14 protein-coding genes are annotated in these 14,587 nt (G+C 42.7%); 7 read left to right on the top strand and 7 right to left on the bottom strand.

The window, feature by feature from the left end:
* Window positions 1-27: 27 nt before the first annotated feature.
* Window positions 28-2,067, bottom strand: coding sequence for a penicillin-binding transpeptidase domain-containing protein (locus tag MKY11_RS03585; protein WP_342501859.1), 2,040 nt, complete (start codon window positions 2,065-2,067; stop codon window positions 28-30).
* A 231-nt stretch (window positions 2,068-2,298) separates the two neighbouring features.
* Between MKY11_RS03585 and MKY11_RS03590 the strand changes: the two genes are divergently transcribed.
* A complete protein-coding gene (locus MKY11_RS03590; protein ID WP_284724963.1) occupies window positions 2,299-3,729 on the top strand; it encodes a DASS family sodium-coupled anion symporter in 1,431 nt (476 codons plus the stop codon).
* Here the strand turns inward: MKY11_RS03590 and MKY11_RS03595 are convergent.
* Window positions 3,661-4,065 carry a hypothetical protein gene (locus tag MKY11_RS03595; protein ID WP_056705609.1) on the bottom strand — a complete coding sequence of 135 codons (405 nt, stop codon included), beginning with the start codon at window positions 4,063-4,065 and terminating at the stop codon, window positions 3,661-3,663. The two genes, MKY11_RS03590 and MKY11_RS03595, sit on opposite strands and share 69 nt — an antisense overlap.
* A 91-nt stretch (window positions 4,066-4,156) precedes the next feature.
* On the opposite strand from MKY11_RS03595, the gene MKY11_RS03600 reads away from it, so the two are divergent.
* Entirely contained in the window at window positions 4,157-4,384 is a 228-nt protein-coding gene (locus tag MKY11_RS03600) for a hypothetical protein (protein WP_017360415.1), read from the top strand.
* Here the strand turns inward: MKY11_RS03600 and MKY11_RS03605 are convergent.
* Window positions 4,365-4,844: an Hsp20/alpha crystallin family protein gene (locus MKY11_RS03605; RefSeq protein ID WP_008344182.1), complete on the bottom strand. Its 480-nt coding sequence runs from the start codon at window positions 4,842-4,844 to the stop codon at window positions 4,365-4,367. The two genes, MKY11_RS03600 and MKY11_RS03605, sit on opposite strands and share 20 nt — an antisense overlap.
* A 65-nt stretch (window positions 4,845-4,909) precedes the next feature.
* Here MKY11_RS03605 and MKY11_RS03610 point away from each other — a divergent pair, with 65 nt between their 5' ends.
* Both MKY11_RS03610 and MKY11_RS03615 read left to right on the top strand, forming a co-directional pair.
* Window positions 4,910-5,167: a hypothetical protein gene (locus MKY11_RS03610; RefSeq protein ID WP_008344180.1), complete on the top strand. Its 258-nt coding sequence runs from the start codon at window positions 4,910-4,912 to the stop codon at window positions 5,165-5,167.
* A 6-nt stretch (window positions 5,168-5,173) separates the two neighbouring features.
* The gene (locus MKY11_RS03615) at window positions 5,174-5,407 is read left to right on the top strand and encodes a hypothetical protein (RefSeq protein ID WP_008344178.1); all 234 of its coding nucleotides are present in this window, start codon (window positions 5,174-5,176) and stop codon (window positions 5,405-5,407) included.
* 35 nt (window positions 5,408-5,442) lie between these two features.
* Here the strand turns inward: MKY11_RS03615 and MKY11_RS03620 are convergent, their stop codons facing one another.
* Together MKY11_RS03620 and MKY11_RS03625 are read right to left on the bottom strand one after the other, a co-directional pair.
* Entirely contained in the window at window positions 5,443-6,834 is a 1,392-nt protein-coding gene (locus tag MKY11_RS03620) for an amino acid permease (protein ID WP_008344176.1), read from the bottom strand.
* Between the two features lie 179 nt (window positions 6,835-7,013).
* The gene (locus tag MKY11_RS03625) at window positions 7,014-8,087 is read right to left on the bottom strand and encodes a glycosyltransferase family 2 protein (protein WP_041090656.1); all 1,074 of its coding nucleotides are present in this window, start codon (window positions 8,085-8,087) and stop codon (window positions 7,014-7,016) included.
* 132 nt (window positions 8,088-8,219) lie between these two features.
* Here MKY11_RS03625 and MKY11_RS03630 point away from each other — a divergent pair, with 132 nt between their 5' ends.
* The gene (locus tag MKY11_RS03630; protein ID WP_342501860.1) at window positions 8,220-10,106 is read left to right on the top strand and encodes an ABC-F family ATP-binding cassette domain-containing protein; all 1,887 of its coding nucleotides are present in this window, start codon (window positions 8,220-8,222) and stop codon (window positions 10,104-10,106) included.
* Between the two features lie 28 nt (window positions 10,107-10,134).
* Here the strand turns inward: MKY11_RS03630 and folE2 are convergent, their stop codons facing one another.
* Window positions 10,135-11,031, bottom strand: coding sequence for a GTP cyclohydrolase FolE2 (gene folE2, locus MKY11_RS03635; RefSeq protein WP_342501861.1), 897 nt, complete (start codon window positions 11,029-11,031; stop codon window positions 10,135-10,137).
* 143 nt (window positions 11,032-11,174) lie between these two features.
* Between folE2 and MKY11_RS03640 the strand changes: the two genes are divergently transcribed.
* Both MKY11_RS03640 and MKY11_RS03645 read left to right on the top strand, forming a co-directional pair.
* Window positions 11,175-11,600, top strand: coding sequence for a MerR family transcriptional regulator (locus tag MKY11_RS03640; protein WP_017366797.1), 426 nt, complete (start codon window positions 11,175-11,177; stop codon window positions 11,598-11,600).
* 57 nt (window positions 11,601-11,657) lie between these two features.
* Window positions 11,658-12,848 carry an MFS transporter gene (locus MKY11_RS03645; RefSeq protein ID WP_047946778.1) on the top strand — a complete coding sequence of 397 codons (1,191 nt, stop codon included), beginning with the start codon at window positions 11,658-11,660 and terminating at the stop codon, window positions 12,846-12,848.
* A 48-nt stretch (window positions 12,849-12,896) separates the two neighbouring features.
* Here MKY11_RS03645 and MKY11_RS03650 read toward each other — a convergent pair whose 3' ends face one another.
* On the bottom strand, window positions 12,897-14,450 hold the full coding sequence (locus tag MKY11_RS03650) for an ABC-F family ATP-binding cassette domain-containing protein (RefSeq protein ID WP_039170361.1): 1,554 nt from the start codon (window positions 14,448-14,450) through the stop codon (window positions 12,897-12,899).
* Window positions 14,451-14,587 lie beyond the last annotated feature (137 nt).

The following is a 14,587-nucleotide window of genomic DNA, read 5'->3' on the forward strand; positions in this document are numbered from 1 at the left end:
CTTGATGGAGCGTGTGTCTCTTAAGGGTTATTTATAGAAAGAAGCGATGACAGGCTTCATTTTTTGAATGACAAGTCCACTGCCTCCACGGTTTTTCACACCTTCAATCATGCCGACGAGGACGTAATCTTCTTTTTTAGGATTAAACGCAAGTAAAAATCCATTTTCAGTACCGTCTGTCGCACCTTGTTTGCTCTTTAGTTCCGCTGTTCCCGTTTTAGCGGCTATATCAGCCCCTTTTATTTGCAACGAGTGAGCAGTTCCGTTTGAATTGGTGACGACTTGAGTTAGTGCATCCTTCACCGTATTTGCTGTATCTTCTTTGATGATCTGTTTTGGTGATGCTGTTTTTTCATTCTGAATGACTCGAGGGTACACAAGCTTTCCTCCTGTTGCAAATGGAGAATAGGCATGTACTTGTTCAATTGGAGACATGAGTAATTCTCCTTGGCCATATGCTGAGTCGGCAAGTAAGATGTCTGATTGAATCCCGTCGTTAGACACTTGTGCTGGTTTCATTGTAAACGGCATGTTTAAATCATCACCAAACCCAAATGTTTTCACTTTTTTCTCGTAAGTATCTTTGCCGATTTCAAGGGCTTCCTGTCCAAAATAAATATTATCTGAGTACACGAGGGCATCGACCATATTGACTTGTTCTTTGTCATGAACCCGTGTAATGCGATAATTTCCCCATGATTGATCCTTTTGCCATTTCAGTCCATGAATGGTGCGCACTTTATTAGGTTTTGTGACACCTGTTTCCAGTCCAATCGCTGCTGTAATGGTTTTGAAAGTAGATCCTGGTGCATATCTGCTCGCATATCGAGCTTGGAATGGGAGATCAGGATTTTCACTGTATGCTTGGTATTGTTTAGGCGTGATCCCGTTGGTCATTAAATTGACATCGTAAGAAGGGGTGCTGACAAGCGCTAATAAATCACCTGATGATGGATTCATAATGGTGACAGCCCCTTTTTCACCTTTCAGCTGTTGATAGGCTTTTTTCTGTAAAGATGCATCAATGGTCAGTTTGACTGTTTTTCCGTCTTTTCGGTCTGTTTTTTGTAATGTTTCTTCAATACCTGTTTCATCATGGATAATGAGGATGCTTCCGCCATCTTGTCCTCTTAAGTTCTTGTCAAATGTGAATTCAAGGCCGGTTTTGCCGATGATTTGATCCGCCTTTAAAGCTGGATTTCTTTTGATATCATCCGCATTTGCTTTTCCCACATAGCCTGTCAGATGAGCAGCGGCTTCGTTATATGGATAGTAGCGCATTTCCTTCGTTTGATAGGTGACGCCATTTATGTCTTTTGGAATCGGCTTTTGCTCTAACATAGACTTTAGCGGGACAAATGTGTCATCTGTGACCCATGCTTGTTTCAGCTGATTTTGAATCAGCTCTTCATCTATATCAAAAGCGCTGCTGATTTTTTTGATGTTGCTTTCTTTTTCCGTGCCTGTCCCGAGCTTTCCAGGGATGATGCCAAGTGCGTGTCCACCAGTTGTTTCTGCTAACGTGCGCCCTTTTCGATCTACAATATTTCCGCGTACCGCAGGATCCGTTGTCACTTTGATGGTGTCACCCTTTTCCATTTGCGGGAAGATGAGATTTGGTTTCCAGTCTACTTTCCACTCGTTATCCTCTTCGGAGAGAACGCCCTTGTAAGAGAGTTTGTTCAGTTTTCCAAGTGACGTTTTCATCGTGACTTCATAGGTGAATTGATACCCATTTCCTTTATCCTGTTTTTCTACGTTGACGTTTGAGACGTTTAGTTCATTCGCACCGATGCCGCTAAAGATATGATCGTATTTTTCGGCAAGTTGTTTTTTAGAAAAGTCATTGGCTTTCAGAGAGCCGCTTGTGACCTCATCTGCCAATTTTGTGAATTCTTTTTTCTCCAGATGTTTCGTAAAGGATTCAGCGGCTTTCAGCGCCTCTTTTTCTTTTGAGAAAAGCGTATCTTTTAAGAAAAAGAGAGCAGCAGCAATCGCGATGATGCTAAGAAGGGGAATGATGACTTTTTTCTGTTTCCAAAATGATTTTCGTTGATCTGTATACAATGAAAACACCTCAATTTTTGATTAGATCCTCTATAGTTTACAGTTACTGTGTAGGATTTGTATAGTTTCTCCTATGAAAATAGACCAAGTCATGAAGTGGAAATATGAAGCAAGACACAGTTGCTGCTTAAGGATATCTTCATTTTTTCTTATGATTTAAAGGATTTTTTATGTGATCATCGAATGTGAAAAATTAGAAAAAATTAAAAGCGTTTTCATGAAGGAGGAATTGTGATCGTTTATAAAAAAGTGAATCTGACTGGACTTGTTCTTGGACCGATCTTCTTTTTGCTTATTTTTTTGCTCATTCCAGAAAGTGAATTGACCTATGCACCAAGAGTGGTACTGGGCGTTACGGCTTGGACTGCGACATGGTGGGTCACAGAAGCTTTGCCTATACCGGCTACCTCTTTATTGCCCATCATCCTTTTGCCAACACTTGGCGGGCTATCGATGGAGCAAACATCAAGAGCTTATGGAGACCCGATTGTTTTTATGTACATGGGCGGATTTATGATTGCCATTGCTATTGAAAAATGGAATTTACATAGAAGAATGGCCTTACATATTTTAAACATCATTGGCACAAGAAGTGACCGCATTGTATTAGGGGTTATGATGGCAACGGCCTTTTTATCTATGTGGATTTCAAATGCAGCCACAGCACTGATGATGCTGCCTGTGGCACTGGCTGTGATTAAAGAGGTGAAGGCGAACGATATTTTGTCTGGTGCATCTCTTGACCGATTCAGTAAAAGCATCCTATTATCGGTCGCTTATTCAGCCTCTATTGGCGGGCTGGCAACACTCGTTGGGTCTGTGCCAAATGCTGTTTTTGCAGCGATGTCAAAAAAGCTATTAGATCGAGAAATTATGTTTTTTGAATGGTTTTTGTTTGGTTTTCCGGTGGCGGCTGTTCTGCTCATTCTCTTATTTCTGTATTTGACCAAGATACAGTTCAAGGTAGAGCACACAGGTGAAATGGGAGCGGCGTTTATACAGAAGGGTTTAGAGGATTTAGGCAAAATGAAACAAGAAGAAAAATGGGTTTTTGCTATTTTTCTTATGACGGCTTTTTTATGGATTTTTAAAATCTTTTTGTTTGGCGGGCTTCCTGTCTCGGATACGTCGATCGCAATTTTTGGGGCGATGCTGTTATTTCTCATTCCAGCGACAAATGGAGAGAGAATACTAGAATGGCAGGATATGAAGCAGTTGCCATGGGGGCTATTGCTTTTATTTGGAGGCGGGCTTTCGCTTGCTACAGGATTTGCGGAAACGAATCTAACAGGATGGATCGGGGAAAATTTACAGCATTTAAATGGGCTGTCGTACCTCATGCTGCTAATTATTTTAACGGCTTCTATTTTATTTATGACCGAAATTATGTCTAATACAGCAGTTGCGAACATGATCATTCCGATTACAGTCGGGCTTGGACTTGCAATTGGCATGGAGCCGTACGGCTTAATGGCTGCGGCTGCGTTAGCATCTTCATGTGCGTTTATGTTGCCAATCTCCACACCACCAAATGCGGCTGTCTTTAGTGCGGACGTGCTGAAAATATCTGATATGGTCAAGGCTGGCTTTTGGCTAAATGTGATCAGTATTGTAGCGATTGTGCTTGCGGTTTATTTCTGGCTTCCGGTCGTGCTGAGATGAAGACTTTGATCGAATGGAGACTTTTGGTGTTTTTGTTTCTTTTGGCTTCGGTACTGAAGCTGCCTTTTTGAGGTGCGGGTCCTTTGGCGTGTAATAGGTAGCTCCAATGTTGAGTCTGCCTTTAAGCTGATCAATGGAAAGCTCACCAAACTCTAAATGGTAGTCAATTTTGTCCACATGCAGTGATTCAATGTGAATGTGCGTATCCTCCGAGACAGGCGGAGCAGGTGCAGACATTTTCTGCTCAAGAGCGGTGAGTCTTTTTTCTAGCTCGACGACAGATGGGGATGGACTGGCTTCGGTTTTTTTAAAGAGTGATTGAATGAAATGTTTCAAGTGGACCACAACCTTTTCTTTCGCCTTGCTCTAGTCTATGGAAAAGCTGCCCGGTATATACTTATAGAGATACATGAAAGGGGAGAAGTGCATGCTGCCTACACGCATTCAGATTACCCATATGAAGACGAATACGATTGGTACAGGGTCCTCGATGACATTCGGTTCGACGATCGTACGAAATCACTGCTCGACGATCAAAAGAAACAATGGTTTTGGTGAACAAAATGCCGATGGCGTGATCACGATCTTGCCGATTGAAACGATTGATGATCGTGATCTAATAGACGCAGTCAGTATCAATATTCGTCATCTATGATTATCGCAGTTGCTTTTCCTTCATCCTTTTGCAGGCGAATGTATAGCACGCCGTCTTTAAAGGCCGCATTCATTTGACCAAGAATCATATCTGGGAGCCGAATTTTTCTTTCAAACGGACCATACTTTCCTTGTTTTTGGCGAAAATCTTGTTCGTTAAAAAAGGAAAAACGCTGTCCTTTTACAACTAAATATTCACCATATGACAGCACCTGAACATCTTCCTTCCGGTAGCCAGGCAGATAAATTAAGTACTGAAATTCAGTAGGGGTTTCCACAATGTCGACTGGTGGAAACGATGCATCTGTTCCTCGCTGATCTTGCTGCGAGAATGTAAAGGGAGACGGACCATTTGCCATAAAGGGAGATCTTTGCTCATCATCGAATATCATTTTCCAAAAATCATCTCCATGCATTTGCTGGGCAATGTCCATCCACTGCTTCATTTTTTCGAAGTCCATGTGAAGACCTCCTGTTAACATACTTGATGGGTGCTCGCATATACCTATAAAAAGGAGGTTTATCTGTGGTTCAACCAACTCCGTATATCAATATTAATATTTTCATGTTAAAAATTAATTCCTTTGAAAATGCGTCGGCGGTGAATGTCGGACAAAATTTGTTAGCAGAGTGGCAAAACTCAGATAAAAAAAATCAGGGGTACGGACAGAATTTTGGAGATGCCAGCGGTTTTGTCGGAACAAAGAGCCATGTAGATGATCGAGATCAAGTGGACTCACCTGCCTCTTTTTCGCCAGCAGCTAAACCTATTCCAAGGAAGTGATGTGTGATGTTATTCTCACCCTCAGTCGTCAATGTCGGTGCTTTTAAAATCAATGCAATGGATCGGGGGGCATCACTGACGCTAGGACCTTATCAGCAGATCGATTATTTTCTCTCGATGAAATTGAACCAGGGTTTTGGTGAGGACAATGGAGATTGTTCACCGCTTGTCATTCCGATTTCAAGCGTACTCGATCCAGATATGGTGGATTCGAATTCAGTGAAAAACAGTGTGATTTAAACAAAAAAGAGACCGGGATACCCCGTGTCTCTTTTCTATTGTGTTTGATTCAGATGGCTTTTGCGTCTTGCATAGGTGAAGTACACAACGACACCAATGGCTACCCAGATGAGGAAGGCTCGCCATGTCTCCCATTTCAGTGTGGCAGCCAAGATCATACAAATGACCGCACTAATGATGGGAAGGACAGGAACAAAGGGTACTTTAAACGCTGTTTTCATATTCGGATGTTTTTTCCGGAGTATGATCACAGCGATCGAGATCACCGTAAAGGCCGCAAGTGTACCGATGCTGACTAAATTAGCAAGTGTTGATAAGTTGACGAAACCAACGATACATGCCGCAACAGCGCCTGTCAGCCAAGTGTTGGCAACCGGTGTCTTCGATTTTGGATGAACGTTTGAAAAGATTTTCGGCATGAGTCCATCTCGGCTCATAGCAAAGGTTAAACGAACCTGAGCGTAGACAAGTGCAATTAACACTGTCGTAATCCCGATAATAGCACCTGCCGATATAATACCAGCGACACTATTCAGGCCAACCACTTGTAAAGCGAAAGCGACAGGGTCACTGACATTCAGCTTCGTGTAGTGAACCATGCCTGTTAAGACAAATGAAACCCCGATGTATAAAATGGTACAAACACCGAGCGCACCGATGATTCCGATCGGCATCGCTTTTTGTGGGTTTTTGACTTCTTCAGATGCATTAGCGATTGCATCAAATCCAAGGTAAGCAAAAAAGACAGTGGCCGCTCCAGCAATCACGCCATGGAAGCCCATTGGCATAAAAGGTGTCCAATTTTCAGGTTTAACGTAAGCAAAGCCTGAAATGATAAAGAGGAGGACAATGGCAATTTTGATGAGCACAATGATGTTATTCAGCTTCGTGCTCTCTTTTACGCCTCTTGAGACAATAAAGGTAATGAGTAAAATAATGAGTGCGCCTGGCAGGTTAAAGATGGCCCCATCAGCGGCTCCGGGTGCAGCCGATAAAGCCTTCGGTATGTGCAGACCAAATCCACTGAGCAGTGATTGAAAATAGGATGACCATCCGCTTGCCACAGCAGAGAGCGCAACAACATATTCAAGCATTAAATCCCAGCCCATTAAAAAGGCGAGGAATTCTCCAAGTGTTGCGTAAGAATACGTATAGACACTTCCTGACACTGGAATGGACGAGGAAAATTCAGCGTAGCAAAAAGCAGCAAGGGCGCATGCGATCGCAGCCAAAATAAAAGATATAATAATCGCAGGTCCCGCATCTTTCGCAGCCGCAACCCCCGTTATCACAAAAATTCCAGTCCCGACCACACAGCCAATGCCAAGCAAGATTAAATCAAATGTATTCAAAGAACGGCTCAGCCGCTTCGTTTGACTTTCAAGCATGAGCTGGTCGAGAGACTTTTTTCTAAATAAAGAACTCATGTTGACCTCCTAATGGATAAATCTTTTCGTAAGACGAATGTTAGTATATGCGTAAATGACAATTTAGTCAATTGGTTGAAAAACGCTTTAAATCACTAAAGCGTTAAATGTCACAAAAGGCTAATGTGTATCAAAAGACATCCGCCGTCATGTGACAGGCGGATGTGATAACAGGAGATTTACGTTTGTTCAGCAAATATTTTTTCATTGTACAGCACACTCGGATGTGTGGGGTAATGGGCTGAAGATGCAAGATGATGGGTTTTGGCTTGAGCCAAATCACCGAGCTGATAATAACAATAGCAAAGCTGAAGGTGAGGATACCATGTTTTATATTGTGTCAGTGTAAAGGCTGTTTCAATTTCAGGCGCTTTCAGTGCCTGCTCATACCAATAGATGGCCGCTTTGTATTTATTTTGTGCTTTGAAATGATCCCCAATCCGGCAGCAAAATTCTGGACGGGGCTGATCATATAAGAAGGATCGCAATAAGGAGGATAAGGCGGCTTCCTCAAAACCGACTGCATAGTAGCAGTCAGCTAAATTTTGGCATGTGCGAATTTCATCCTCAATCCAGCATTGTTTTGTGGCTAAAAATTTGTGATAAAAGCGAATCGCCTTCACATGCTGCTTGTTATCTCGTAATTCATTGGCGAAGTAAAAGAGATCGCGAGGCGTCATCTCTTCGCCTTTTGCAAGCATGTTTTCATAAATGCGCAGATTGCGTCCAGGCTCTCCAGCGGTTGTTTTCTTACGCTTTTGATGGGTGACGGCGATATCAGCCGGTAAGATGTTGCCATACACCTGAAGAAACTCATGAACGGCCCCGTACCACTGAAAGTTCAAGGCACGCTTGACGAGCCGGTTTCTTCTATATTTAAAATTCACCTGACCGTCCTCACTAAATCCAACGTGGTAAAACATCGAGACGGCATCTACTGCGGGATCAAGCGTCTGTTTGAGCTGAAGCAGTTTTTGCTGGTCCTCTTCAAGTAGGACATCGTCGGCATCCAGCCATAAGATATACTCTTTTGTCGCATGGGAAAAAGCGAAATTGCGTGCTTTTGCAAAATGCTGGACCCATTCAAAGTCGAGTACCTTTGCTGAAAAGGAGTGAGCAATGTCCTTTGTTTGATCTGTTGATCCTGTATCAACAATGATCATCTCATCTACAATGTCTTGAACAGAAGACAGGCAGTCAGCCAAAACCTCCTCTTCATTTTTCACAATCATACATAAACTAATGGTTATCATCTTTAGATCACCTCTTCATAGTGTATCGAGCATCAAAAGGAAACATTCTTTTCAGAAGCGGGTTTTTTAAAACTAGTTTTCTGCTACTGGCTGATTTAAAATAAAGGAAGAATCTATGTAAGGGCTGATAAAATGAGTTTATTGAATGTAGAAGGATTATATAAAACCTATGGCGAAAAAACGCTGTTTGACCATATCTCTTTTCATATAGAACCAAAGGAACGCATCGGGTTAATTGGACCGAATGGAACAGGGAAGTCAACGCTTTTAAAAGTCATTGCAGGACTTGAATCATTTGAGGAAGGCGACATCACAAAGGCAGGGACACTTGATATCGAATTTCTCGAGCAAGATCCTGAAATGAGCGGGGATGAAACGATTCTCGACTATATTTTTTCAGGAACAGCACCGATGATTCAAACGATGAAAGCCTATGAAAAGGCGCTGGCTGATTTAGAGCATGATCCACAAAACGAGGCAAAACAAGAAGCGCTTATGCGTATGCAAAATAAAATGGATCAGGACGACGCATGGGATGCGAACCTTTCGGCGAAAACGATTTTGACAAAGCTTGGCGTTAAAGATGTGAGCCGATCTGTTCATGCGTTATCAGGCGGACAGAAAAAGCGTGTGGCGATCGCCAAAAATTTAATCCAGCCTGCGGGTTTGCTGATTTTAGATGAGCCGACAAACCATCTAGACAACGCAACCATTGAATGGCTTGAAGGATATTTGAGTCAATACAGCGGGGCTGTCATTCTTGTCACCCATGATCGTTATTTCTTAAACCGCGTCGCCAATCGGATTTATGAATTAAATCAGGGGCAGCTTTACACATATAAAGGAAATTATGAAGTCTTTTTAGAAAAAAGAGCGGAACGAGAAGCAGAAGCTCAAGTAAAAGAAACGAAACGTCAAAACCTGCTTAGACGTGAGCTTGCATGGCTCAGAAGAGGGGCAAAGGCTCGAACGACAAAGCAAAAAGCACGTATCGGCAGAGTGGAAGAGCTGAAGGATCAAAAGGGACCTGATGCAAAGGGAGAGCTTGATTTTGCGATCGGTTCTCACCGGCTTGGAAAACAAGTGATTGAGGCAGAAGAGATCAGCATCACATTTGCTGGTCAAACCCTTGTGGACCAGTTCAGCGATTTAGTCGTGCCAGGTGATCGTATCGGATTTATCGGACCGAATGGAGTGGGCAAAACGACTTTACTCAATTGCCTGGCGGGTAAAATCGAACCGACGAATGGACAATTGACCATTGGACAAACAGTCCGCATTGGCTATTACACGCAGGACCATAACGAAATGAATGAAGAGCTGAATATCATTGATTACATCAAAGAAACAGCTGAAATTGTCAAAACGGCAGATGGCGTCATTGTGACAGCAGAGCAGATGTTGGAGAGATTTTTATTCCCTAGATCCATGCAGCGCACGTTTATCCGCAAGCTGTCAGGGGGAGAGCGCCGCAGATTGTATTTATTGAAGGTATTGATGGAAGAGCCGAATGTTCTCTTTTTAGATGAGCCGACGAATGATCTTGATACAGAGACGCTCAGCATTTTAGAGGATTATTTGGAGCAGTTCCCAGGCGTAGTCATCACCGTGTCGCATGATCGTTATTTCTTAGACCGAGTCGTCCATCGTCTGCTTGTGTTTGAAGGAAATGGACGTATTTCACACTTCCAAGGTGCTTACAGCGATTACATGGCGCAAGAAAAAGAACAGAAGCGAACAGAGACAAAACCTGCTGAAAAACAAGTAGAAGCTGCACCGAAAAAGAGGAAAAAACTATCCTATAAGGACCAGCTTGAATGGGATGGGATTGAAGATCGGATACAAGCATTAGAGGACAAACACCAGCAGCTCGAAGCCAGCATTGCTGAGGCTGGCAGTGATTTCGGGAAAATTCAAGAGCTGATGGACAAGCAAAAAGCCGTCGCTGAAGAATTAGAACAAGCGATGGATCGCTGGACAGAACTGTCTATGATGATTGAGGAATTAGAAAGTAATTAAAGTTTGGCAAAAAAACTGTAGAGATATTCTACAGTTTTTTTTGATAAGAACATTTCGCATAAGCATCGTGCTGATGAATGGATTCTTCATTGCGGCACTCGATTTGAAACCCTTTGATCCAGTGTTGCTCATACAGCTCTACCGCAATTAACCTCGCAACATCCTCTACAAAACGTGGATTTTCATAGGCCTCTTCTGTCACGTGTTTTTCATCTGGTCTTTTGAGTACAGGGTAAAGAGGCGCACTCGCATTAGACTCGATGATCTGCAGTAGATCTGCTTTCATGTCATCAGGGAGTTGACCTTGTTCAAACAGCTCTACCTGAATAGATACAGTACCGCGCTGATTATGTGCGCCGTATTCACTGATTTCTTTTGAACAAGGACATAACGTTGTCACTTGAGCAGTGCAGCCAATATGACAAATCCATCCGTTTTCTTCATGAAAGTGGATGTCATATTGCACGTCTGCATGCATCAAACCGGACTTTCCGCTGATGGGACTCTTTTTTTCCATGTACCACGGAAAGGAAACTTGAATCGAGGCAGATGGCTGATTCATATGCTTGGCAAGCTGTGCTGTCAATTCTTTTAAGGAATCCACATCAACCGGCTTTCCGCTCTCATAAAATGAGTGAAGCTGCTCGGTGAGACGGCTCATATGAATGCCTTTTTGATGAGCTGGCAAATATGTACTCAGCGTAAAATCAGCGGAAGAGGTTTGGTGCTGTGGAGCCGTTTTAGACAAAATATGTACAGGGTACGACACACGGCAAATTCCGACCTGTTCCAGATCAAAATAAAAGTCCTGTTCGGTTTGTTGGATGTCTATCATGTCCTCTTTTTGACAAGGTTTTGTTCTAGCGCTTGGCGGGACAGAACCGAATTGTGCGTGTCGTTCTTTTTTGGATGGAAATGAACGCATAGGGTACCTCCTTTAAAACGTAATAATTCCTATTTATTCTGCATCAAACCACAATAGAAATCAAGTGATCAAACATTAACGTTTACGTTAAGGTCATAAAGGTGTATAATAAAACATGAATTGATGAGCAGGAGGCACTGGTGATGGAATGGATGAAAATTGATCAAGTGGCGAAAAGAAGCGGTCTGACGAAACGGACCATTCGTTTCTATGAAGAGATTGGTTTATTATCAGCACCAAAGCGGACAGAGGGCGGTGTCAGACTTTACTCAGAGGATGACATGGAAGAACTGGAGAAAGTGATGCAGGCCAAAGAAGTACTTGGCTTTTCTTTACAAGAGCTTCAATCGTTTATGGAAATTGGAAAACAGCTTGAGCTGAATAAAGAAGGCTACTTGCTGTCACTTGACCCGAAGGAACGATTAGAGAAACTGTTAGATATTGATGCGCAGCTGACTGTGCAGCATCAATTGATTACAAAAAAGCTAGAAACGATTCAATCCTTTAAAAAGGATCTTGAAATGATGAAAGAAAGAGCGGCTCATGCGATTGAGCAATTACAAAAATAAACACCTCAGCGTGTTTATTTTATTTTGTTAAACAACTGTAGGAAAGGTTCTGATGGAATGAAGGAAGAAGAAGTGTTGAAACAGCGTACGAGTCTGCTTAGACAGCCAAAGGCCGTCTGGGCGGTGGCCTTTGCTTGTGTGATTTCATTTATGGGCATAGGGCTTGTAGACCCGATTTTGCCTGCCATTGCATCACAATTAGATGCATCTCCAAGTCAGGTCTCTCTTTTGTTTACGAGCTATTTGCTTGTCACCGGCTTTGTGATGTTTTTTACCGGTTTTATTTCTAGTCGTATTGGTGCCAAATGGACGTTATTATTAGGACTCATCTTTATTATTGTCTTTTCTGCTTTAGGCGGTACTTCTTCAACCATTAATGAATTAATTGGTTTTAGAGGCGGATGGGGCATTGGGAATGCCTTATTTATTTCAACGGCATTATCAGTGATTGTCGGTGTGTCTGTTGGCGGAAGTGCGAAAGCCATCATTTTATATGAGGCGGCACTAGGTCTTGGGATTTCTGTTGGGCCGCTCCTTGGCGGTGAGCTTGGAACGATCTCTTGGCGCGGGCCATTCTTTGGTGTGGCAGTGTTAATGCTCGTTGCTCTTTTAGCCATTACCTTTATGCTTCCACCTATGCAAAAGCCGCAGAAAAAGGTGAAATTATTTGAAGCTGTTGGAGCCTTGAAATATAAGGGGCTTTTAACGATGGCATCTGCTGCTTTCTTATATAACTTTGGATTCTTTGTTCTTCTAGCTTATTCGCCATTTGTGCTTCATCTTGATGAGCATGGTCTTGGCTATGTCTTTTTTGGATGGGGATTATTTTTGGCTGTGACATCTGTCTTCTCAGCGCCGGTCATTCATCGCAAATTGGGTACATTAACAGCTCTTGTGGTTCTCTTTGCTTCGTTTGCTGTGATTTTATTCGGCATTGGAATATGGACATCACATGTGGTCGTGGTCATTTGCGGTATTGTCATTGCTGGGGGAATCCTCGGCATGATCAATACGGTGCTTACGACGGCTGTGATGGGATCAGCTCCTGTTGAGCGTTCAATTGCCTCATCTTCATACAGTGCTGTACGATTTATTGGTGGTGCGATTGCGCCTTGGATTGCGGGAGTTCTCGCTGAAACTTACACAGCAAGCACCCCTTATTATGTAGGGGCGGCTGTTGTTCTCTTAGGAATGGTCATCCTGCTTCTTGGCCGTAAGCATTTGGTGAATATCCAGGCAGGTCATTAATAGAAAAAAGCCTCATATCTGTTGAAAAGATATGAGGCTTTTTTGTCGTTATAATACTTTGGTTGTCCAGGATTCACAATTCCAAGTTTCAGTGGCCACATCTTGATAAAATTCAGGTTCGTGGGAAATCAATAGGACGCTGCCTTTATATTCTTTTAACGCGCGCTTTAATTCTTCTTTGGCATCGACATCCAAGTGGTTTGTCGGCTCATCGAGAACAAGTAGGTTGGTTTCTTCATTGATCAGCTTACAAAGGCGGACCTTCGCTTTTTCACCACCACTTAAAACAGACACACGGCTTTCAATATGTTTTGTCGTTAAACCGCATTTGGCAAGGGCGGCTCTGACTTCATATTGTGTGTACGATGGGAAGGTGCTCCACACCTCTTCGATACAAGTGTTGCTGTTTTGCTCTTTTACTTCTTGTTCAAAGTAGCCTATATGCAGGAATTCTCCGCGTTCCACCTCACCAGAAATGGGGGAGATTTCTCCAAGAAGACTTCGGAGCAGTGTCGTTTTTCCGATACCGTTGGCACCGTATAACGCAATTTTCTGCCCGCGTTCCATTTTTAAATTCAATGGACGAGAGAGCGGTTCCTCATACCCAATGACTAAATCCTTCGTTTCAAAAATCAATTTCCCTGATGTGCGTGCAGGTTTAAAGTGGAATTCTGGTTTTGGTTTTTCCGCTGCTAATTCAATCATGTCCATTTTATCGAGTTTCTTTTGACGAGACATCGCCATATTTCGAGTGCTGACACGTGCTTTGTTTCTCGCGACAAAATCCTTTAATTCAGCCACTTCTTGTTGCTGCCTTTTATACGCTGCTTCTAGCTGCTGCTTTTTCACTTCGTATACTTGTTTAAATTGGTCATAATCACCAACGTATCGCGTGAGTTCTTGATTTTCGACATGATAAATCAAGTTAATGACACTGTTTAGGAACGGGATATCATGTGAAATGAGGATAAATGCATTTTCATATTCCTGCAAATAGCGCTTCAGCCACTCAATATGCTGTTCATCTAAATAGTTGGTCGGCTCGTCAAGAAGAAGAATTTCAGGCTTCTCTAACAGCAATTTCGCAAGCAGTACTTTTGTCCGCTGTCCGCCGCTCAGCTCTGTCACATCACGATCGAGCCCGAGATCTGATAACCCAAGACCTCTTGCAATTTCCTCTACCTTGGAATCAATGATATAAAAATCATTGTTCGTCAGGGCATCCTGAATGACGCCTACTTCTTCTAAAAGCTTTTCTAGCTCATCAGGATCTGCTTCACCCATTTTTTCGTAAATGTCATTCATTGCGGCTTCCATTGAGAATAAATAATGGAATGCATCTTGAAGGACTTCACGAATGGTTCTTCCTTTTTCAAGCACGGTATGCTGATCGAGGTAGCCGACACGGACATTTTTTGCCCATTCGACCTTTCCTGCATCTGGCTCAAGCTTGCCAGTAATAATATTCATAAACGTTGACTTTCCTTCACCGTTGGCGCCGATCAAGCCGACATGCTCGCCTTTTAATAAACGGAAGGAGACTTCGTGGAAAATGGCTCTGTCGCCAAAGCCATGACTTAAATCTTTAACAGATAATATCATTTTTTACACCTCAAATAGATTCAAAACGGCTAGTGCCTCTCATGATTATATCGAACTGTCCGGCTCGATAAAAGCACCAAAAGAAAAATTGCGTTTCAAAGCTGATTTTGAGATACTTAAGGATAGATTGAATGAGG

The sequence above is a fragment of the Bacillus sp. FSL W7-1085 genome, assembly GCF_038595035.1.
Lineage (GTDB): Bacteria > Bacillota > Bacilli > Bacillales > Bacillaceae > Bacillus > Bacillus altitudinis.

Excerpts from the sequence above, each read along its gene's own strand:
- MKY11_RS03600 (WP_017360415.1), top strand. The coding sequence starts at position 4,157 with ATGCTGCCTACACGCATTCAGATTACCCATATGAAGACGAATACGATT.
- MKY11_RS03605 (WP_008344182.1), bottom strand. The coding sequence starts at position 4,844 with ATGGACTTCGAAAAAATGAAGCAGTGGATGGACATTGCCCAGCAAATG.
- MKY11_RS03615 (WP_008344178.1), top strand. The coding sequence starts at position 5,174 with ATGTTATTCTCACCCTCAGTCGTCAATGTCGGTGCTTTTAAAATCAAT.
- MKY11_RS03620 (WP_008344176.1), bottom strand. The coding sequence starts at position 6,834 with ATGAGTTCTTTATTTAGAAAAAAGTCTCTCGACCAGCTCATGCTTGAA.
- MKY11_RS03625 (WP_041090656.1), bottom strand. The coding sequence starts at position 8,087 with ATGATAACCATTAGTTTATGTATGATTGTGAAAAATGAAGAGGAGGTT.
- MKY11_RS03630 (WP_342501860.1), top strand. The coding sequence starts at position 8,220 with ATGAGTTTATTGAATGTAGAAGGATTATATAAAACCTATGGCGAAAAA.
- folE2 (WP_342501861.1), bottom strand. The coding sequence starts at position 11,031 with ATGCGTTCATTTCCATCCAAAAAAGAACGACACGCACAATTCGGTTCT.
- MKY11_RS03640 (WP_017366797.1), top strand. The coding sequence starts at position 11,175 with ATGGAATGGATGAAAATTGATCAAGTGGCGAAAAGAAGCGGTCTGACG.
- MKY11_RS03645 (WP_047946778.1), top strand. The coding sequence starts at position 11,658 with ATGAAGGAAGAAGAAGTGTTGAAACAGCGTACGAGTCTGCTTAGACAG.
- MKY11_RS03650 (WP_039170361.1), bottom strand. The coding sequence starts at position 14,450 with ATGATATTATCTGTTAAAGATTTAAGTCATGGCTTTGGCGACAGAGCC.